The sequence below is a fragment of the Aminobacter sp. 01T433 genome, assembly GCF_056398585.1.
Genome location: NZ_JBFTPR010000006.1, coordinates 256,047 through 277,157 on the forward strand (window position 1 = coordinate 256,047; position 21,111 = coordinate 277,157).

Consider the following 21,111-nt stretch of genomic DNA (forward strand, 5'->3'; position numbering starts at 1 on the left):
AAATGCTGAATCGATCAGCCGTGATCGATTCAGCCTATTGATGCTGGCGAGGGCGGCTCAGGCCGCCTGCCCTATTTCCGCGGCTTGCGCAAAGGCCGCGAGCAACTCGGCCTTGCGCTTTTCAAAACGCTCGACAGACGCAAGCTTCACGTGGCCGTAGCCACGGACCTCGTCCGGCAGGGCTGCGAGTTCGGTCGCTGCACTCAGATTGTTCGGCGAAAGCCGCGTGATCAGGTCTTCGACAAGTGCTGCATAGTCGGCGATCAGGCGCCGCTCCATCTTACGCTCGGCGGTGCGACCGAACGGATCGAAGCGCGTGCCGCGCAGGCCCTTGAGACGGGCGAGCACTGCGAAGGCTGGCTCGATCCAGCGGCCAATGGCGATCTTGGCAGGATGGCCGGTGCGCGGATCGGTGCGGGTCAGCATAGGCGGTGCCAGATTGTATTGCAGCTTGAAGTCGCCTTCAAACTGCTCGGCGAGCTTTTGCCGGAACACCGGATCGCGATGCAGCCTCGCGACCTCATATTCATCCTTGTAGGCCATCAGCTTGAAGGCGGCCTTGGCGACCGCATGGGCGAATGCTTCCTGCCCTGGCACAGCCATCGCCGTCTCGGCACGCCGCGCCTTGTCAACCAGCGCACGGTAGCGCTCGGCATAGGCGGCGTTCTGATAGCTGGTGAGGAAATCAACGCGGCGCGCAACGATCTCGTCGAGAGACTTTACCTGGGCGGCGGGTTCGGCAAGGACGCCCGCCTGCCGGCTGACGAAGTCCAGATCCTCGGCCGAGCGCCGGCCCCAGGCAAAGGCGGCACGGTTCATGGAGATACCAGCACCGTTGAGGTCGATGGCCCTTTCGATCGCCTCGCTGCTGATCGGCACAAACCCCTTTTGCCAGGCATGGCCGAGCAGGAACATGTTGGCGGCAATGGCGTCGCCGAAGAGCGCTGCCGCGAGCTTCATGGCGGGCAAAGTGGTGAGCGCTTCCTCGCCACCCGCATTGCGCAGTCGCCGCAACGTGGCACCTTCGCGGAAGTCGATGGTGGTGTCTTTGACGAAGGAGGCAGTCGGGGCGAAGTGGTCGTCGACCACGGCCTTGGTCCGGCCCTTGCCGAAAGTGGCGATGGCGTTCTGGGATGCTGCGACCACAAGGTCGAAGCCGAGCACCAGATCGGCTTCTCCGGGCCCGATGCGCGCCGCGTTCAGCATTTCGGGCTGCCGGGCAAGGCGGATATGCGAGACCACCGCGCCATTCTTCTGCGCAAGGCCGGTCTGGTCGAGTGTCACCAGCGAGAGCCCGTCGAGATGGGCGGCTTGTGAGAGGATCGCGCTGACCGTGATGACGCCCGTGCCGCCGATGCCGGTCAGCAGCACGCTATAGGGCTCGTTGCCCAAAGCAGGGCGGTTGGGCTCGGCAAGGCTGGCATCGACACCACCGGCGGCCTTGGCGCGCGGCTTGCGCAGGCGTCCGCCTTCGATGGTGACGAAGCTCGGGCAAAAACCCTTGGTGCAGGAAAGGTCGGTGTTGCAGCTCGACTGGTTGATGGCGCGTTTGCGGCCGAACTCGGTCTCGCGCGGCTCGATGGAAATGCAGTTCGACACCGCCGAGCAGTCGCCGCAGCCTTCGCAGACCAGTTCGTTGATGAAGGCGCGTTTGGGCGAAACCGGGTAGGTGCCGCGCTTGCGGCGGCGGCGCTTTTCGGCGGCGCAGACCTGATCGTAGACCAGCACGGTGACGCCCTCGACCTCGCGCAACTCGCGCTGGACCTGATCGAGCTCGTCGCGATGACGCACTTTAACCGAGCGCGGCAGTTGGCCAGCCAGCAACTGCGGCCGTTCGGAAACGACCACCACCTGCTTGGCGCCTTCAGCCAGGACCTGGCCGACGATCGAGGCCACCGACAATTCGCCATCATGGCGCTGACCGCCGGTCATCGCGACGGCGTCATTGTAGAGGATCTTGTAGGTGGCGTTGACCTTGGCGGCGATGCCGGCGCGAATGGCGAGCAGGCCGGAATGGAAATAGGTGCCGTCGCCCATATTAACGAATATGTGCTTCTCGTCAGTGAAGGGCGACAGGCCGATCCACGAGCCGCCTTCGCCGCCCATCTGGGTGAAGGTCGAGGTGTCGCGCTCCATGCCGATCACCATCATGTGGCAGCCGATGCCGGTCGAGGCGCGGCTGCCCTTGGGCACGACCGTCGAGGTGGAGTGCGGGCAGCCCGAGCAGAAATAGGGCTCGCGGTTGAGCAGGCCGGGCTCAACAGGGGAGGGGAGCCCGACAGTTGACAGCTGTACAGCGCGCGCGGCAAGGCCAGCATCTTTCGTGCCCAGCCATTGCAGGATGGCCCGAGCCACCGATAGCGCGCCGATTTCGCCGATCGAGGGCAGGAGAGAGGATCCATCCGGACCGGACTTACCGAACACTTGCGGCCGGCGGTCGCCAGGCAGGTTGAACAGCTGCGACTTGATCTGCTCTTCGATGACCGGGCGCTTTTCCTCGACAACGAGGATCTGTTCCAGCCCGTCAGCGAATACACGCAAGCCTTCCGGTTCCAGCGGCCAGACCATGCCGACTTTGTAGAGGCGGATGCCGAGTTCGGCAGCGCGTGCTTCATCGATGCCGAGCAGCGACAGCGCTCCTTTGAGGTCGAGCCAGGATTTGCCGGTGGAGACAATGCCGAGCCTGGCCTTGGGGGAGGGCCAGACCTGACGGTCGAGGCGATTGGCACGGGCAAAGGCCAGGACTGCAGCGAGCTTGGTCTCAAGCCTGCGCTCCATCGCCTGCTGCCCGTCGGGCCAGCGCATCGATAGGCCATCAGCCGGCAGGGGCAGGTCGGGCGTGACGATCTCAAGGCGCGTCGGATCGAGGTCGACTGTCGCCGAGCATTCGACGATCTCGGTCTGGCACTTGAAGCCGACCCAGGCGCCGGAATAGCGGCTCATCGCCCAGCCAAGCAGGCCGTAGTCGATATATTCACCGACGCCCGCCGGCGACAGCAGCGGCACCATGGCCGAAATCAGATTGTGCTCGCTCTGGTGCGGCAAGGTCGAGGACACAGCGCCATGGTCGTCGCCGACGAGCAGCAGCACGCCGCCATGCTTGCTGGTGCCGACAGCATTGGCGTGACGGATGACGTCCATGGTGCGGTCGACGCCGGGGCCCTTGCCGTACCACATGGAAAAGACGCCGTCGTAACGGGCGCCAGGAAACATGCCGGTCTGCTGCGTGCCCCACACGGCGGTCGCCGCCATGTCCTCATTGAGGCCGGGCTGGAAAACGATGTGGCTGGCCTTGAGGTATTTCTTGGCGCTGCCCATCTCGCGGTCGAAGCCGGCTAAGGGTGAGCCGCGATAGCCCGAGACATAACCCGCCGTATTGAGCCCTTCAGCCAGATCGCGCTGGCGCTGGACCATCGGCAGGCGCACCAGCGCCTGGGTGCCCGACACCAGGATACGGCCGCGCTCAAGGGTGTAGCGCTCATCAAGGGCCGAGGGCATGTCGACCTTTTGGGCGCCATCATCGGGGGACTTCACTATAGTCATGGTGGCTTCTCAGACGTTGAGCGGGGCAGGCGGCATGTCGAAGATGCGGCCCGGATTGAGGATGTTGCGGGGGTCGAGCGCTGCCTTGAGACGACGCATCGCGGCGAGCTCGGCCGGGTCGCGCGTCAGGTGCAGATAGGCCTTCTTGTCGAGGCCGATGCCATGTTCGGCCGAGATCGAGCCACCCGTTTGAGCGACACTGTCGAACACCGCCTTGGCGACCTCATTGGGTCTGTCGGTGCGCACGACATAATGCAGGTTGCCGTCGCCGAGATGGCCGAAGACATAGTCCCGCGCTGCCGGGTCGGCGCGCGTCTGGCCTGCCTTGGCCAGATCGAGGAATTCACCCATGCGCGGCAGCGGCAGGCTGACGTCGAGACTGAGCATCGCGCCCTCGGCGAACAGGAAACGGTTGCAGTCGTCGCGCAGGGTCCACAGCGCCTGGAACTCGCGCTCCGACTGCGACAGCACGACATCTTCGACCAGCCCGTCCTCGATCGCCTGCGCCAGCGCCTCGGTAAAGGCTTCTTCGTCCGCGCCCGGCGCCATGCCCTGGATGTCGGTCAGCACATAGACGGGGGATGAAAGTGCAACCGGGGCAGTCAGCGCGAGGGCAGAGACCATGTCGCTCATCAAGGGCGCCAGGATGACTTCGAAACCGGAAAGCAGATTGCCAAGGCGGCCACGCAGGAATTTGAGCAAACCAAAGGCCGCATCGAGCGAAGGCAGCGAACAGAAGGCGGCAGACTGGGTGACCGGCTTGTGATGCAGCTTGAGACAGGCGCGAGTGACCACGCCGAGCGTGCCTTCGCTGCCGATGAAAAGCTGGCTCAGATCGTAGCCGGAATTGTCCTTGGCGAGCCCCTTGAGCGACGACAGCACCGTACCGTCGGCAAGCACCGCTTCCAGCCCCAGCACCTGGGCTCGGAAATTGCCGTAGCGCAGCACGCGGATGCCACCCGCATTGGTGGCGATGTTGCCGCCGATGGTGGCGGTTCCGCGCGCGCCGATGTCGACGCCAAAGACCAACCCGGCCGCATCGGCTTTTTCCTGCACGACCTGCAAGGGGACGCCGGCCTCGGATATGATGGTGCCGGCGGTCGGCTCGACGTCTTGCAGGGCGGTCATGCGTTCGAGCGAAAGCACCGCCTCGCCCGCCAGCACCCTCGCCCCGCCGGAAAGTCCGGTGCGGCCGCCCTGGACCACCAGAGGCAGCCGCGCAGCGTTGCAGGCGTTGAGGATCTCGGCGACTTCGGACGTGTCGCGCGGGCGCAGCACAAGTTCGGGGCGGGCGCCCGGCTCGCCGGAAAGGTCGTCGCTGTAGCGCGGGTCGATGGCGTCGCCCACAAGGATCGCTGCCTTGTCGAGCCGCGTTTGAAGGGTAGAAAGAACCTGATCGGTCGGTCGCGCCATGATGCCTGGATGGCCCGGAGGAAGCCATTTCCGGGCGCTGTCTCGGATCAGCTTATTTCGCTTGCAATATTTGTCAAACCTATATTGTTTATTCGCATGTCGAGACGGGCGACGGCCTTGCAGGTCGCGCCGACGGAGGTCGAATGCCGATCGAATATCAAGACGTGGTGCGCACAGGCGTTGCCCGGCAGGTCGCCGACAAGATCCGCGCGGCCATTCTCGACGGCCGGCTCCAGATCGACGAACGCCTGCCGACCGAAGAGGACCTGGCGAAGAGTTTTGGCATCTCAAGGCCAACCGTGCGCGAGGCGCTGAAGCGGCTCGCAGCCCAGAACCTCATCCGCTCGCAACGCGGGCCGACCGGCGGCACCTTTGTCAGCCGCCCAGATCCGGAAGGCCTGTCGTCGGCGATAACAGGGGCTGCAACGCTTCTGGTCGGCGTCGGCGCATTCGACATCGACGAGATCATCAGCGCAAGGCTGGAGACAGAGGCGATCTGCTCCCGGCTCGCCTGCGAACGCCGCAGCGACGCCGATCTGGCAGCGATGCGCACCGAGATCGCGCTGCAGCGATCCAAATCGCTCAGCGACGAGGATTTTTGCGCCTCCGACGTTCGTTTCCACCGCGCCGTGGTCAAGGCAGCCGGCAATGGTCCGCTCAGCCTGATGATGTACACGGTGGTCGAGGCCTTCATGCCGATCACCAACATGATCGTGTCGCATGTGCGCGAGCGCAGCACCGTGGCCGACTTCCACGAACGGCTCGTGTCGGCACTGGAAGCGCGCGATGCCACAGCCGCAACCTCTGTGCTTTCCGAGCTCCTGACCTATGTTCGCCAAAGCTATGCGATCAGCCTGGCGCGGCGCGCCGAACGCGAAGCCATATCAGGCTGACGCACGAGATTTACCCCTATGATTTCCTGGAGACTATCATGAGCGAGACTTTCACAGCTTTGATGCTGGAAGATGTCGACGGCAAGCCGCGCGCCGGCTTCCGCGAGATCACCAAGGCCGACCTGCCCGACCATGACGTGCTGGTCGAGGTCGCTTATTCGAGCCTCAACTATAAAGACGGCCTCGCCGTATCGGGCAAGGGCCGCATCGCGCGCCGCCTGCCGATGGTCGCCGGCATCGACATCGCCGGTACCGTGGTCGAGTCGCGCTCGCCGGCATGGAAGGTCGGTGACCGCGTCGTTGCCAATGGCTGGGGCATGTCGGAGACCGAATGGGGCGGTTATACGCGTTTCCAGCGGCTAAAGCCGGAATGGCTGATCCGCCTGCCCGACGCGTTTTCCATGGAACAGGCGATGGCGATCGGCACGGCCGGCTACACGGCCGCCCTTTGCGTCGACGCGCTTGAGGCCTGGGGCACTATCCAGCCCGGCAAGGGCGAGGTGCTGGTGACTGGTGCTGCCGGCGGCGTCGGCTCCACCGCTGTCAGCCTGCTTTCTTCCAAGGGCTACACCGTCGTTGCCTCGACCGGCCGCGCCGAGACGCATGACTATCTGCGTTCGCTGGGCGCCACCTCCTTCCTCGACCGCGCAGAGCTCGCCGGCGAGGTCAAGCCGCTGCAAAAGGAACGCTGGAGCGGTGCGGTGGACTCAGTCGGCTCGACGACGCTTGCCAATGCACTGGCCCAGACCATCTATGGCGGCGCGGTCGCCGCTTGCGGGCTTGCCGGCGGTCACAATCTGCCAGGCACCGTCATGCCGCACATCCTGCGCAGCGTGACGCTGATCGGCGTCGACTCCGTTTACGCGCCGCTGCCCAAGCGCCAGAAGGCCTGGCAGACGCTGGCCGATCATCTCGACCGGACCAAGCTTTCGGCGATGACCGAAGTTCACAAGATGGCCGAACTACCCGAGCTCGCCAACCGCATCCTGGCGGGTGCCGTGCGCGGCCGCGTCGTCATCGAAATCGCGTAGGGGAGGGGACAGACCATGACCAGCGAAGTCGTAATCTGGGAAAAGGACGCCGAGGACGCGTTCGTCACCTTGACGCTCAACCGTCCCGACAAGATGAACGCCATGAACCAGGAGCTCGGCGACGCGCTTGAGGCGGCGATCGACCGTGCGATCAAGGATCCTGAAATCCGCGCGGTGATCATCACCGGTGCTGGCCGGGCGTTCACCGCGGGCTTTGATCTCGGCGGCGAAGATTTCGAGATGGACACGGAGGCCTGGCGCGAGGACATCGGCGCAAACATGCGCCGCATGAAGTTCATTCGCGAAGCGCCGATCCCGATCATCGCCGCCGTCAATGGCTATGCGCTGGCCGGTGGGCTGGAGCTGATGATGTGCTGCGACATGACGATCGCCGCCGAAGACGCGATGCTGGGCGAGCCGGAAGTGCGCCACGTCTCAGCACCGCCGACGCTGATGCTGCCCTGGACGGTGCCGATGATCCATGCGCGCCACCTGATGTACACCGGCGACCTGATCGACGGGCGCGAGGCCGCACGCATCCATCTCGTCAACAAGGCGGTGCCGCGCGACCAGTTGAAGGCCGAGTCAGAAAAGCTGGCGCGCAAATGTGCCCGCATGCCCGGCGCTTCGATCAAGTTCGCCAAGGCAGCGCTCAACCACCAGCAGCAGACCGCAGGCCTGGAAAGCTCGTGGACCTACAATCGCGAAACCACCGCGATCCTGCATGGTTCGGAAGAGGGACGCCACTGGATGCGGCTGCTCAAGGAGCATTCACTGAAGGAGTTCCTAGACATCCGCGAAAAGCCGTTCCGCGATTTGGACTGAGATAGACCATGCGTCAGGCGCTCTTGGGCGCCTGACCTCCACCTGCCTGCAACGCCTCGAACAGTTCGGCGTTGTTGCGCAGATAGCGTGATTGCACGATCTGCCCCTTGTCCGACAGTTCGCCCTTGCTGCGGTCTGCCGGTGTTGTCGCCAGATCAAAGCGAGCAATCATTGTCGAGCCGCCGGGATTGGCCGCGTTCCAGCCGGCAATGCGCGCGCTAAGTTCATCAACGCGATCCTTGCCCGCCGCCGAGGCAAAAACCAGCGCCACCAGCCGGTCGCGGTTCTCGCCTGAAATCACGATGTCGTCGGCAAGCGGCGCGCATTGCGCCAACAGGCCTGCGCGTAGCGGGCCGGTGCGCACCTTGACCCCGCTCGACAGCTTGAAGTCTTCGGCAAGACGGCCATCGAAGCCGAAAACCGGAATGCCGTCCGAGCGCGCGCGAATAACCGCGGCGTCGCCGGTACGATAAAAGCCAAACTCATCCTTGGGCAGTTCGACCCTGCCGCCCTCGATGAGGTAGCAAGGTGCTATGTTAGGGCCTGAAACACGCAATTCGCTGCGGCCGTCAATGTCGACCAGCGCAAGCTGGTGTCCGGGCAGGGGATGGCCAAGCTCGCCAGGCCGCTCCAGCGGCGCCGGCGACAGCGTGATGGTCGAGGCGGCCTCCGTCGCGCCATAGCCTGACAGGATCTGGAAATCGCCATGCCTGTCGCGGAAATGGGCGAGCCGGCGCCATAGCTCAGCATCGATGCCTGCGCCGGCAAAAAAGATCGCCCGCAGCTTTCGGGTGAAGGCGCGCGCGGCGGCTTCGTCATTCTCCAACCGGTCGAGCAGCAACTTCAGACCGAGCGGCACGGCGATATGCATGGTCGGAGAAACCTCCTCCATGATGCGTACGCTCGCAGCGATTGTAGACGGGCTGGGGGCTGAATCGACATGCATCGCGCCGCCGCTCCAGATCACCTTGAAGACGTTGTCGAGGCCGCCGAAAACATGATGCCACGGCAGCCAGTCGACCAGAACGGGAGGGGTTTCAGCAACGAACGGCCACATCGCAGCGATAGCGCCCTGGTTGGACGAGATCATGCCGCGCGTGATCGGCACGCCCTTGGGTGCGCCGGTGCTGCCCGAGGTGAAGAAGATCGCCGCCCAGTCGTCGGGCGAGGTTTGTTCGTCGGCATCGAGCGCCGCTTCGCCCGCGTTTTCGCGCGCAAGATCGGCAAGCGAAACCGCATTCATGCCTTCGATGGCCGGGTGGCCCACTGGCGCGACAATCAGCTTGGGTTTGACGGCGACAAGAAACGGCTTCGTCGCGGGGCATTCGACACCGTCGCGGAAAGGGAAGGGGGGCAGGGCCGCATGAACGAAACCGCCAGAGAGGCAGGCCAGCTTCAGCACCAGCGCATCGATGCCCGCAGGCGCCAGCGTTGCCACGCAATCGCCCTTGCGAAGCCCGTGGAGGCTGGCAAGCACTTTTCGCATGGCGCGGGCGCGGACAAGTGCATCGCCGTAACGGATCGAGCGCCTGACGCCCTCACCGGGCTCGCTCAGCAGGATTCTGTCGGGCTGCTCGGCCGCCCATATGGCGAGCCGCGCAAAAATGTCCGGCAGATCGCCGGGCAGGGGGGTCGAACTGCGATAAAGGCGGCGCCCGTCCGGGAGCTGCTCTTCAATCAGCTCCTGGCCTGGGGCCACCAGAAAACTCATCGGGCTTCCTGCCTCTCGGCTGCATCGACCTGCCGTGCCGACAGCGCCTTTTCATAGACGCTCGACTGATAGGCGATGAGTTCTTCGAAAGCGGCGGTCGCGGCGGCCGCGTTGCGGGCGCGCAAGGCTTCCAGGATATCGGCGTGCAGCGACACCACACGGCCGCGTTCGCGGAAGCGAAACGAGATCATGTTGGTTGCCGGGATCAGCGAGTCGTTGACCACCAGCATGATGAAGCGCAGCTCGTTATTGCCGGTTGCCTGGGCAATGGCGTGGTGGAAGGCGACATCGAGCCGGCAAAACTCCTCGTCGGAAATGTCGTCGCGCTCGAAAGCATCCAGCGTTGCCTCGATCGATTCAAGGTCCTGGCTGGTGGCGCGTTCGGCGGCAAGCTGCACGCAGGTGCGACCAAGCAAAAGCCTGGCTTCGACAATTTCGTTCAGGCCAAAGACGCCGAGGCCGACGAACCAGGTCGTCATCTCCTGCAGCATCTGGCTGGCTGCCGTGAGCGAGGGCGCATTAACGAAGACGCCGCCATTGGGGCCGCGCTTGGAACGCACCAGCTTCTTTGCCGCGAGAATCTTGAGCGCCTCGCGCACAGTTGGCTGCGAGACGCCGAAACGCTGCGCGATCTCGGCTTCCGACGGCAGCCGCGCCTCGACACTGAGCGTGCCTTGCACGATCTCTTGCTGGAGCGCCGTCGCGATCTGATGTGCCAGGCTCTTGGTCGCCTGGACTGCCTGCTTGGCGTCCTCCATGCGCGTATTCTCTCCCTCGTTGGCCGCTTCTTATTATTTCAATATTACAATATCTAAATTGTTGACCGTCTGGTCAGAAAATGCAAGCCTTCGATCCAACAGGGCTGCGCTTTCGACCCGCGACGCAAGCCACAATAAGAACTTCAGTGGGAACATGGGAGATAATTTCCGATGAAGCTGACTAGGCGTGCATTCGCCGTCGGTACGACGGCTATCTTTGCCTCAATGACCCTGCCACGACTTGCATCGGCGCAATCGTCGCTGGTCGTCCCGACCTATGGCGGGCTGTGGGCGAAGTTCTGGGAAGAGAACCTCCTGCCGGGCCTTACCACTGCCACCGGCATCCAGCCGCAGCTCGACGTCGGGCTTGGCAAGGACTTTGTCGCCAAGATCCGCGCCGGCGGCGATCGTTCGCCCTACAGCATCTTCATGGGCAACGAGAACATTGCCGCCGTGCTGCGCGCGGAAGGCTTCTTCGAGCCCTTCGACCTCGCCAAGGTGCCCAACGCCCAAGAGACCTTCCCGCAGTTCATCAACAAGGACGCCAAGGGCATCCGAGCCATCGTTTCGCCGATCGGCCTCGCCTACCGCACCGACCTGGTGAAGACCGCGCCCACGTCCTGGCACGATCTGTGGGAGAACCCGGAATTCAAGGGCAAGACCGGTCTCTACCAGATCGGCAACACCGGCGCGGTTCTGTTCCTGCGCCTTGTCGCCGAGCTGTTCGGCAGCGGTCCAGACGATTTCGATACCGCTTTTGCCAAGATCAAGGAGTTGCTGCCCTTCACGCAGGCATCGTGGAGCGGTGAGGTGGCAACAGCACTGATCCGCGGCGATGCGATCATCGCTCCGGTCGACTGGACCGAGATCATGACGCTGCAGGACAAGGGCGCACCGGTTGCGATCATAGCACCCAAGGAAGGCGTGCTCGCTTTCGAGCAGTCGTTCAACCTGGTTGGCACCGGCGCCGAAAAGGATGCCGCGCACGCCTATTTGAACTACATCCTCGACGCCAAGGTGCAGCAGGACATGGCCAAGGCCTTCTACACCTCGCCCAGCAACAGCTCATCCGTCGCCGATGCGGCAATGTCGGCGCGCACGCCGATCGTCGGGCCGCGCATGGCTGAGATCAAGAGCTACGACTGGGACAGCTACGTCGACAAGGCGGCCGAAATCGCCGACCGCTGGAACCGGGAAATGGCCTGAGGCCACCGGCCTTAGCAACCAGCCCGCAAACGCGTGACCAGGAGGCGCCCCCGCCTCCCGGCAGGGAAAATGCGCGAGGACAACGGATGACCGCACTCACCATCGACCGTATCAACAAGCGGTATGGCAATCTGCACATCCTTAAGGACATTTCGATCCCGATCGGCCAGGGCGAGTTCGTCTCACTTTTGGGGCCAAGCGGCTGCGGCAAGACAACGACCTTGCGCTGCATCGCCGGCTTCGAGCGGCCCGATAGCGGGCGCATCCTGTTTGGCGAGCGCGACGTCACACACGCTTTGCCCGAGCAGCGCGACATCGGCATGGTGTTCCAGTCCTACGCGCTGTTTCCGCATATGACGGTGGCTGAAAACCTGAGTTTTGGCCTCGAAGTGCGCAAGGTCTCGGTGCCTGATCGGCAGCGCCGCATAGCCGACGTGCTGGCCATGGTGCGCCTTGAAGGCTACGACAAGCGCTATCCGCGCGAGCTCTCCGGCGGCCAGCAACAGCGCGTGGCGCTGGCGCGTGCGCTGGTCATCGAGCCGTCCGTGCTCCTGCTCGACGAGCCGCTTGCCAATCTCGACGCCACCTTGCGCGACGAGATGCGCTTCTTCATCCGCGACCTGCAGCAGCGCGTCGGCATCACCAGCATCTATGTCACCCACGACCAGGCCGAGGCGATGGTCATGTCGGACAAGATCGTGGTGATGAACGCTGGCACGATCTCGCAATTCGGCTCGCCGCGCGAAATCTATGAACGCCCGGCCTCGCAATCGGTAGCCGGCTTCATCGGCCGCTCCAACACGATCGGCGGCAAGGTCGCCGAAGCATTGGGCGGCGACAGCTACAAGGTCGAGACCGCCAGCGGCAGCATCGGCGCGACCGGCCCGGCGGGCCTCGCCAAGGGAGCTTCCGTACAGGTCATGATCCGGCCGGAGAACATTCGTACCCGCAAGCAAGGGGCAGGGGAGGCGGGCAAGGACGAAAACGTGCTTGCCGGCGCTGTGGTCAACTCGGTCTACCAGGGCAGCGCCAACCAGCTCGCCGTCAAACTCGCCAGCGGCGACCGCGTCATCGTCGACGTCAATGGCCGCAATCCACTCGAAGTCGGCGAACAGGTCGCCTTGGGCTTTGCCCCGCGCGACACATGGCTTTTGGCGTCATGAGTGTGGTCGAAGCAGCGCCGCGCCTTGAAAGCCGCGGCAGTCGCGGCAGCGCTACCTGGATGATCGTGCCGGCACTTGTGCTGCTGATCGGCTTTTTTGCCCTGCCATACCTGACCATCATCACCATGAGCCTGCGCGAGGCTTCGACCCGCGCCGTCTATGGCGAAGGCTTCACGCTGGCGCACTACACGACAGCACTTGGCGACTTCTACATCTGGGGCATTCTCGGCCGCACCTTGCTGATCGGCGCAACCGTCACCGTGCTATCGCTGCTTCTCGGCTACCCCGTCGCCTATCACCTCGCTATGTCGCGCTCGCGCTGGACGAGCCTGCTCTACATCTTCGTGCTGTCGCCGCTGCTTGTCGGGCTGGTGGTGCGCACCTTTGCCTGGATGATCATCCTGTCCAACAACGGCGTCGCCAACCAGGCGCTCAAGGCCGTCGGCCTGATCAGCTTCCCGCTCCAGCTGATGAACAATTCACTCGGCGTGACGATCGCGCTGACGCATGTGTTCTTGCCCTTTATCATCCTGCCACTGCTCGGCAATCTGCAGGCGATAAGCCCTGATCTCGCCATGGCGTCGCGCTCGCTTGGCGCCTCGCGCATGCGCACCTTCTTGAAAGTCACCTTGCCGCTCAGCATGCCCGGCATCCAGGCCGGCACCATTTTGGTGTTTGTGCTTTCGATCAGCGCCTATGTCACGCCCGCCATGCTCGGCGGCACTGGCGGGCGCACCATGTCGGTGCTGGTGGTGCAATATCTCGTCGACAATTTCCGCTGGCCGGCAGGTGCCGCACTCGCCATCATCATGGCGGCGGTGGCGGTCCTCTTCGTCGGGCTCTATCTCAGGCTTACGGCGCGCGCGATGCGGAGGCTGCCATGACACGCGTATCGAGCGGCGTCGAAAAGACGATCTGGGACCGGCTGTTCACGACCCTTGTCGCGGCGATCTACATCTTCTTGATGTTCCCGATCGTGCTGGTGGTCTTGCTGTCGTTCAATTCGGGCGAGTTCCTGGCTTTTCCGCTCGAGGGCTTTTCGCTGCGCTGGTTCGAGGCGCTGTTTTCAAACAAGCGTTTCCTCGAGGCCACGCTCTATTCGATCCAGATCGCTGCGGTGTCGACAATCGTCAACGGCGTGATCGGCACACTGGCTGCGATCTACGTCGCACGCCATGCAACCGTCGCACGCGACTATATCCGCCTGATCATGACCGCGCCGCTGCTGGTGCCGGAGATCCTGACCGCGATTGCGCTGCTGTTTTATTTCTACGAAATCCGGGTCGGCACCGAGTATTCCATCGGCATCCAGATCGGCCATATCGTCGTCACCTTCCCTTATGTCTTCCTCAATGTTTCTTCAGCGCTGTTCAATTTCGACCGCTCGCAGGAAGAAGCAGCGCGCAGCCTGGGTGCCGGCGGCTGGATGACGTTTCGCCGTGTGACGCTGCCGGCGATCAAGCCGGGCATCATCACCGGCTGCCTGTTTGCCTTCGTCATCTCCTTCGACATCTTCAACATCTCGCTGCTGCTCAAGTCGATCGGCAAGAACACGCTGCCGCTGGAACTGTTCGATTATCTGCGCTTCAATTTCGATCCGACGGCAGCCGCAATTGCCTCGCTCAGCATCTTCATGACCTTCGCCGCGATCCTGATCATCGATCGAACGGTCGGGCTCAGATCGTTGCGCTTCTAAAATGGTTGCGCCATGGCCGCTGCATGCTGAAAACTGCCATGTTCGGCGCGATTTATCTGTTCGGGCAGGGGCGCTCGCTTGACAATTCATCGGCCGTAAAAATACATTTCAATATCAGAATTGGTTCTGACGTGACGCCCGCCAAACAAGAAGAGCGCTCCGCGCCGTTCGAGGGGAACAGGTCGCCACGAGGAAGAAGCCAGGGGCAGCAGCCACCGGTCGTCCCAGCATAATGAGGAGGGTTAAAGTGCATCATCTTTCGCTTCTGCGCGGCGCAAAATTTGCCGCAATCGCCGTCACGGCCCTGATCGCTGGCGCCGGCACGCTCACTGCCGCCGAACTGCCGAAGTCACCGGAGGTCAAGGAGACCGGCAAGCTGATCATGGCCAATACGCTCGAATACGCGCCGTTCGAGTTCATTGCCGAAGACGGCAAGCAGGTCGGGATCAACATCGAGCTCGCCCAGGAAGCGGCCAAGCTGCTCGGCGCCGAGCTTGAGGTCACCCGCATTCCCTTTCCTTCGATGGTGCCTGGTCTGGCAGCAGGCCGCTTCAAGGTCGCCTGGGAAACATTCGCTGCGACCGACGACCGTTTGAAACAGGTCGACTTTGTCATGTTCATCAAGTCGGGCATCGTTGCTTCGACCACGCCCGACAAGGCACCGTCGTTCCAGGGCGAGAACAATCTCTGCGGCAAGCGCGTCGGTGTCATTGGCGGCGCGGTCTCGGACTTCATCGCCGACCGCCTGAACGAGGAATGCAAGGCCAAGGGCAAGCCGGAACTCGTCAAGAGCATTTTCCCTGAGGGCAAGGACATCATCCAGGCCGTGCTTTCCGACCGTCTCGACGCGCGCCTCGACGACGCCACCGCCTCGGGCTATTTCGAAGTCACGAGCAAGGGCCAGCTGGTCGTCGTTCCCGGCCTCTATGACGTCGCACCGCTTGGCATCGCCATCCCCAAGGGCGACAAGGAAACGGCCGAAATGCTGAGTGCCGCGCTCAACGAGATGATCAGGAACGGCACCTACAAGACGATCATGGCCAAGTATGGCATGACGAGTGCGATGATCGAAGAAGCCTACGTCGTCGATGCGGCCGACAAGATCCGCAAATAATTGATCTGGCCGGCGAGGGGCCTTGCGCCTCTCGCCGGCCACCCAACTTTTTTCAAGAGGGCGGCTGAATGAACCGGGCCGAAACGCAAACACCGCCACCGGAGGCACTGGTCGTCGTTCCGCTTCGCCATTATGGCCTGTGGGTCGGCACGGCTGTCACGCTGGTCATCCTGGGCCTGGTGCTGAAGGCGCTCGCCACCAACCCGGCCTTCGACTGGCCAACCGTCGGCAAATATCTGTTTCATCCCTCGATCATGCGCGGTCTCGGCCAGACGCTGCTTTTAACGGTCACCATCATGGTGCTCGCCGTCATCATCGGCACCATCGTCGCCATCATGCGGCTGTCGCCGAGCCGCATCCTCAACGCCTTTGCCAGCGCCTATATCTGGTTCTTCCGTGGCGCACCCGCACTGATCCAGCTGATCTTCTGGTTCAACCTGTCGCTGATCGTGCGCGAGTTTTCGCTGACGCTGCCGTTTGTCGGCACGCTGTTTTCGGTCAAGACCAACGACGTCATGACGCCCTTCGTCGCGGCCGTCATTGCTCTTTCGCTGCATGAAGCCGGCTACATGGCTGAGATCGTGCGCGCCGGCATCAACTCGGTGGCATCAGGCCAGACCGAAGCCGCCGGCAGCCTCGGCATGAACCACCGCCTGATCCTGCGCCGCATCACGCTGCCGCAGGCGATGCGTTTCATCGTGCCGCCAACCGGCAACGAAACGATCAATCTTTTGAAAACCACGTCGCTGGTGACCATCATCGCCGTCAACGACCTGCTCTATGCCGCGCAGAGCATCTATGCTCGGACCTTCGAGACCATTCCGCTGCTGATCGTGGTTGCGTTCTGGTACCTCTTCGTCGTCACCATCCTGTCGATCGGCCAGCACTATATCGAGCAATATTACGGCAAGAGCGACCAGCAGCAGGGCGTGTCGATGGGTGGCATGCTGAAACGCGCCTTCAGGTTCGGACGGGTGGCACAGCCAGCATGACATCGAAAGCAGAAAACCAGGCCCGCTTCGGCGTTCCCGAAAACTCCATGGTGTTCGCGCGCGGCGTGCGCAAATCCTTCGGCGCTGTCGAAGTGCTGAAAGGCATCGACCTCAACGTTCCAACCGGCTCGGTCGCCTGCGTGATCGGCCCGTCGGGCTCAGGCAAGAGCACCTTCCTGCGCTGCATCAACCATCTCGAAGAGGTCAGCGGCGGCGTGCTTCTGGTCGACGGCGAATTCGTCGGCTACGATTTGCGCCACGGCAAGCTCTACGAGGTCAACAACAAGCTCCTGTGCCAGCGCCGCGCCGACATCGGCATGGTGTTCCAGTCGTTCAACCTGTTCTCGCACATGACGGCGCTCGAAAACCTGATCGAGGCGCCGATCATGGTGAAGGGCCTGTCCAAGGCCGAAGCCAAGGACAAGGCCCACGCACTGCTCGAACGTGTTGGGCTTTCGGCCAAGGCCGACGCCTATCCCCGCCAGCTCTCCGGCGGACAACAGCAGCGCGTGGCGATCGCCCGCGCGCTGGCGATGAACCCGAAAGTGCTGTTGTTCGACGAACCGACCTCGGCACTCGATCCCGAACTCGTCGGCGAAGTGCTGGTGGTCATGCGCGATCTGGCCGAAAGCGGCATGACGATGGTCGTCGTCACGCACGAGATCGGCTTTGCCCGCGAAGTCGGCGACCAGCTGATCTTCATGGATCGCGGCGTCGTCGAAGAGCGCGGCGAACCCAGGGAAATGATCGCCAACCCGCAATCGCCGCGCACACGTGAGTTTTTGTCTCACGTGCTGTGAGCGGTAGCGTCAACTACTGGAAAAACGGAAAAGGGCCCGGCATATGCCGGGCCCTTTTCGTAGGCTCGCATGCATCAAAAGCTTGCCGTCGCTTTGCGGTTTGCCTGCTCGACGTAGATTGACGGGCCAATGTGTATACAGTAATGGATAGACAAGAGAGCAAACTTGCTCTCGCATGTCAGTTCCGTTCTGGCCGTGCCCGGGCGGGGTCCAGGAGATCCAGATGGCCAATCCGGCAGTTTCGCTCGACGACAAGTATCTGCTGGACGACGGGCGCATTTTCGTGACCGGCACCCAGGCGCTGGTGCGCCTGCCGATGGTGCAGCGCCGGATTGACCGTGCCGCCGGTCTCGACACGGCTGGCTTCGTCACCGGCTATCGCGGCTCGCCGCTCGGAGGCATCGACCAGGCATTCGGTCAGGCACGCAAGTTTGCCGAAGCCAATGAGATCCGTTTCCAGACAGGGCTCAACGAGGACATCGCCGCGACCGCCATCCTTGGCACCCAGCAGATCAATCTGATGGAAAAGGCCAACAAGCAGGGCGTCTTTTCGATGTGGTACGGCAAGGGCCCCGGCGTCGACCGCTCGGGCGATGCCTTCCGCCATGGCAATCTCGCCGGTTCGGCCCCTTTTGGCGGCGTCCTGCTGCTCGCTGGCGACGACCACACCTGCAAATCCTCGACCACCTCGCACCAGAGCGAATATGCGCTGATGGACGCGATGATCCCGGTGCTCAATCCGGCAGGGGTACAGGAGATCTTAGACTTCGGCCTCTATGGCTGGGCGCTGTCACGCTATTCCGGCTGCTGGACAGCGCTCAAGCTGATCGCCGAGACCGTCGATTCCTCCGCCTCGATCGTCGTTGCCAGCGACCGCATCGCTTTCAACACACCTGGCGATTTCGAGATTCCGGCCGGTGGGCTCGGCATTCGCTGGCCAGATAGCCCGCAGGAGCAGGAACGGCGCCTGCATAATCTCAAGCTGCCGGCAGCCCTTGCCTTCGCGCGCGCCAACCGCTTCGACCGCGTCGCACTGGGCGGTCCACGCCGCAGGCTTGGCATTGTCACGACAGGCAAGTCTTATCTCGACGTGCGCCAAGCGCTCGACGAGCTCGGCATCTCCGAAAAGCGCGCCATCGAGCTTGGCCTGTCGGTCTACAAGGTCGGCATGGTCTGGCCGCTGGAGCCCGAGGGCATCGCTGCTTTTGCATCAGGGCTGGAAGAGCTTTTGATCGTTGAGGAAAAGCGCCCGTTGATCGAGGGCCAGGTCAAGGACATCCTCTACAACATGCCAGCCGAGCGGCGGCCGCGCATCTTTGGCAAGCGCGACGGCGAAAACCGCATCGTCTTGCCGGCGCATGACGACCTCACCGCAATCCAGATCGCCCGCGCAATCGCTGCACGCATCCTGCCCTTCATCGAAGACAAGGATCTTATTGAGCGCATCGGCAAGCTGTCCGATATCGACGGCGCCAAGCTCGCGAGCCTCGCGCCTGTCCAGCGCACGCCCTATTTCTGCTCGGGCTGTCCTCACAACACCTCGACGCGTGTGCCCGAAGGCAGCCGCGCGCTGGCCGGCATCGGCTGCCACTGGATGTCGCAGGCGATGGACCGCAACACCGCGACCTATACCCATATGGGCGGGGAGGGGGCCAACTGGATCGGCCAAGCGCCGTTCGTGCCGACACGCCACATCTTCCAGAACCTAGGCGATGGCACCTATTTCCATTCGGGCCTGCTCGCCATCCGGGCAGCGGTCGCAGCCAAGGTCAACATCACCTACAAGATCCTGTTCAACGACGCGACGGCGATGACCGGCGGCCAGCGCCATGACGGCACACTCAACCCGCAGCGCATCACCCATCAGCTTCGTTCGGAAGGCGTCGAGCGCATCGCCGTCGTCTCAGACGACATCAAGAAATACCACGGCCAGGAGCCGTTCGCGGCCAATGTTTCGATCCACCACCGCGACGAACTCGACGCCGTGCAGCGTGAACTGCGCGAGATCGAAGGCGTATCGGGCATCGTCTACGACCAGACCTGCGCTGCCGAAAAGCGCCGCCGCCGCAAGCGCGACCCAAAGCCCAGGGTCGAACGTCGCGTCATCATCAACGAGCTGGTCTGCGAAGGCTGCGGCGACTGCTCGAAGAAGTCGAACTGCCTGTCGGTGACGCCGGTCGACACCGAGTTCGGGCGCAAGCGCCGCATCGACCAGTCGTCCTGCAACGAGGACTTCTCCTGCGTGAAGGGCTTTTGCCCTTCCTTCGTCACCGTCGAGGGCGTGAAGCCGCGCCGGCCAAAAAACATCGACCCCAAGGCGATTGCCGCGCGGCCGATCGCCGAGCCTGCACCGTTTGAACTCACCACACCCTGGAACGTGCTGGTCACTGGCGTCGGTGGCACCGGCGTCATCACCATCGGCGCCATCCTCGCCATGGCGGCTCATCTCGAAGGCAAGGGCTGCTCGACGCTCGACATGGCCGGCATGGCGCAAAAGGGCGGCCCGGTGACGACGCATCTGCGCTTTGCACCGACGCCAAACGATCTGCATGCGGTGCGCATTTCATCGCGCTCAGCCGATGTCGTGCTCGGCTGCGACCTTGTGGTTGCTGCCGGCAAGGAAGCGCTCAGTGCCATCGCCAATGGCAAGACGCGCGTCGTGCTGAACTCGGAGGAGACCATCACCGGCGCCTTCATCCGCGACCCCAATTTCCGCATCCAGGGACTTGGATTGGCGGGCGTCGTCAAGGATATCGCCGGTGCGGACCAGGTCGAGACGATCGCCGCCACCCAGATCGCCACGCAATTGCTCGGCGACTCCATCGGCACCAACCTGTTCATGGTCGGTTATGCCTGGCAGCGCGGACTGATCCCGCTGGCTGCAGCAAGTATTGACAAGGCGCTTGAGCTCAATGGTGCGGCGGTCGAGATGAACCGCACGGCCTTCCGTCTCGGCCGCCTTGCGGCAGCGGACCGTGCGGCCGTCGATGCCTTTCTGCCCAGGACGCAAGTCAACTCGCCGATTGGCCATCGCGTTGCATCGCAGTCGCTCGACGAGGCTGTGACCCGGCGCGTGGCATTCCTCACCGCCTACCAAAACGCCGCTTACGCCGGCGAATACCGCGCCTTCGTCGACAAGGTGCGTTCCCGCGAGAAGACGGTGATGGGTGCCGAAGGAAAGCTCTCCGATGCCGTCGCCCGCTATCTGTTCAAGCTGATGGCCTACAAGGACGAGTATGAGGTGGCGCGGCTTTATTCCGACGGCACCTTCCGCAAGCAGCTGGCCGAGACCTTCGACGGCAAGGGCAAGTTGACCTTCCACCTGTCGCCACCGCTTTTGGCCAAGAAGGATCCCAACACCGGCGAACCGGCCAAGATGACATTTGGCCCGTGGATGCTGGGCGCCTTCGGGGTGCTGGCAAAGTTCAGGCGCCTGCGCGGCACAGCACTCGACCCGTTCGGCTACAGTGCTGAACGCCGCACCGAGCGCGCGCTGATCGCGGAGTACCGCGCTCGCATCGAGCTTCTGCTCGCCAGCCTGACGCCGGACAGGCTGGCAACCGCAGTCGCCATTGCCGAAGTGCCGGAAGAAATCCGTGGCTACGGCCCCGTCAAGGAGCGCAACCTGAAGCTTGCGCGCCTCAAGTGGACATCGCTTGAACAGGCACTTGAGCAGCGCCCGTTAGCGATTGCCGCCGAATAGTATCAGTCGGCCCCACCTCGTCAGATCGGGCCAATCATTGTGCTTCCAGGCGACGCTTCACGCACCCGAAAAAGTGCTGCCAAAACGCTTCGTCGGCTTGTGCACTGCAGCACAAAAACCCCTCAGGAAGCCTGCAAAACTGGGCTTTTCAGCCGCCGCGCAGATAAAACGACAAGTGCATCATTATGTGTATTCACTTCTGAAAAATTCTGTGTCTACATATCTTCATCAAAGAGGGGACCGGGCGCCACGTAGCGGCCCGG

Annotated in this window: 15 protein-coding genes; 11 read left to right on the top strand and 4 right to left on the bottom strand. The window is 63.1% G+C overall.

The window, feature by feature from the left end:
- Nucleotides 1–57 precede the first annotated feature (57 nt).
- Both AC1DLV_RS13440 and AC1DLV_RS13445 read right to left on the bottom strand, forming a co-directional pair.
- The gene (locus AC1DLV_RS13440; protein ID WP_476800045.1) at nucleotides 58–3,543 is read right to left on the bottom strand and encodes an indolepyruvate ferredoxin oxidoreductase family protein; all 3,486 of its coding nucleotides are present in this window, start codon (nucleotides 3,541–3,543) and stop codon (nucleotides 58–60) included.
- A 9-nt stretch (nucleotides 3,544–3,552) separates the two neighbouring features.
- A complete protein-coding gene (locus AC1DLV_RS13445) occupies nucleotides 3,553–4,956 on the bottom strand; it encodes an FAD-binding oxidoreductase (protein WP_476800046.1) in 1,404 nt (467 codons plus the stop codon).
- A 143-nt stretch (nucleotides 4,957–5,099) separates the two neighbouring features.
- Between AC1DLV_RS13445 and AC1DLV_RS13450 the strand changes: the two genes are divergently transcribed.
- Genes AC1DLV_RS13450 through AC1DLV_RS13460 form a run of 3 tightly spaced genes read left to right on the top strand, consistent with a single transcriptional unit; the run spans nucleotide 5,100 to nucleotide 7,705 of the window.
- Nucleotides 5,100–5,849 (top strand): FadR/GntR family transcriptional regulator, encoded by a 750-nt coding sequence (locus AC1DLV_RS13450; protein WP_476800047.1) that lies wholly within the window; start codon nucleotides 5,100–5,102, stop codon nucleotides 5,847–5,849.
- A 38-nt stretch (nucleotides 5,850–5,887) separates the two neighbouring features.
- On the top strand, nucleotides 5,888–6,880 hold the full coding sequence (locus AC1DLV_RS13455) for an MDR family oxidoreductase (protein WP_476800048.1): 993 nt from the start codon (nucleotides 5,888–5,890) through the stop codon (nucleotides 6,878–6,880).
- Between the two features lie 15 nt (nucleotides 6,881–6,895).
- Complete coding sequence (locus tag AC1DLV_RS13460) at nucleotides 6,896–7,705, top strand: enoyl-CoA hydratase/isomerase family protein (protein WP_476800049.1); 810 nt, start codon at nucleotides 6,896–6,898, stop codon at nucleotides 7,703–7,705.
- Nucleotides 7,706–7,718: 13 nt separating this feature from the next.
- On the opposite strand, the gene AC1DLV_RS13465 is transcribed toward AC1DLV_RS13460, so the two are convergent.
- Nucleotides 7,719–9,416: an AMP-binding protein gene (locus AC1DLV_RS13465; RefSeq protein WP_476800050.1), complete on the bottom strand. Its 1,698-nt coding sequence runs from the start codon at nucleotides 9,414–9,416 to the stop codon at nucleotides 7,719–7,721.
- Nucleotides 9,413–10,174 (bottom strand): FadR/GntR family transcriptional regulator, encoded by a 762-nt coding sequence (locus tag AC1DLV_RS13470; protein ID WP_476800051.1) that lies wholly within the window; start codon nucleotides 10,172–10,174, stop codon nucleotides 9,413–9,415. Before AC1DLV_RS13470 ends, AC1DLV_RS13465 begins: the two co-directional genes overlap by 4 nt.
- A gap of 171 nt (nucleotides 10,175–10,345) precedes the next feature.
- On the opposite strand from AC1DLV_RS13470, the gene AC1DLV_RS13475 reads away from it, so the two are divergent.
- From AC1DLV_RS13475 to AC1DLV_RS13510, 8 genes are all read left to right on the top strand, one after another.
- Nucleotides 10,346–11,380, top strand: coding sequence for an extracellular solute-binding protein (locus tag AC1DLV_RS13475; protein WP_476800052.1), 1,035 nt, complete (start codon nucleotides 10,346–10,348; stop codon nucleotides 11,378–11,380).
- An 86-nt stretch (nucleotides 11,381–11,466) separates the two neighbouring features.
- Nucleotides 11,467–12,543 (top strand): ABC transporter ATP-binding protein, encoded by a 1,077-nt coding sequence (locus AC1DLV_RS13480; RefSeq protein ID WP_476800053.1) that lies wholly within the window; start codon nucleotides 11,467–11,469, stop codon nucleotides 12,541–12,543.
- Nucleotides 12,540–13,427 carry an ABC transporter permease gene (locus AC1DLV_RS13485; RefSeq protein WP_476800054.1) on the top strand — a complete coding sequence of 296 codons (888 nt, stop codon included), beginning with the start codon at nucleotides 12,540–12,542 and terminating at the stop codon, nucleotides 13,425–13,427. The genes AC1DLV_RS13480 and AC1DLV_RS13485 overlap by 4 nt, the downstream gene beginning before the upstream one ends.
- Nucleotides 13,424–14,239 carry an ABC transporter permease gene (locus AC1DLV_RS13490; protein WP_476800055.1) on the top strand — a complete coding sequence of 272 codons (816 nt, stop codon included), beginning with the start codon at nucleotides 13,424–13,426 and terminating at the stop codon, nucleotides 14,237–14,239. The genes AC1DLV_RS13485 and AC1DLV_RS13490 overlap by 4 nt, the downstream gene beginning before the upstream one ends.
- 232 nt (nucleotides 14,240–14,471) lie before the next feature.
- Nucleotides 14,472–15,353, top strand: a complete 882-nt coding sequence (locus AC1DLV_RS13495; protein ID WP_476800056.1) for an ABC transporter substrate-binding protein — start codon at nucleotides 14,472–14,474, stop codon at nucleotides 15,351–15,353.
- Between the two features lie 68 nt (nucleotides 15,354–15,421).
- Complete coding sequence (locus AC1DLV_RS13500) at nucleotides 15,422–16,345, top strand: amino acid ABC transporter permease (protein WP_476788851.1); 924 nt, start codon at nucleotides 15,422–15,424, stop codon at nucleotides 16,343–16,345.
- The gene (locus AC1DLV_RS13505; RefSeq protein WP_476800057.1) at nucleotides 16,342–17,145 is read left to right on the top strand and encodes an amino acid ABC transporter ATP-binding protein; all 804 of its coding nucleotides are present in this window, start codon (nucleotides 16,342–16,344) and stop codon (nucleotides 17,143–17,145) included. Before AC1DLV_RS13500 ends, AC1DLV_RS13505 begins: the two co-directional genes overlap by 4 nt.
- Nucleotides 17,146–17,368: 223 nt before the next feature.
- Nucleotides 17,369–20,848: an indolepyruvate ferredoxin oxidoreductase family protein gene (locus tag AC1DLV_RS13510; RefSeq protein ID WP_476800058.1), complete on the top strand. Its 3,480-nt coding sequence runs from the start codon at nucleotides 17,369–17,371 to the stop codon at nucleotides 20,846–20,848.
- Nucleotides 20,849–21,111 lie beyond the last annotated feature (263 nt).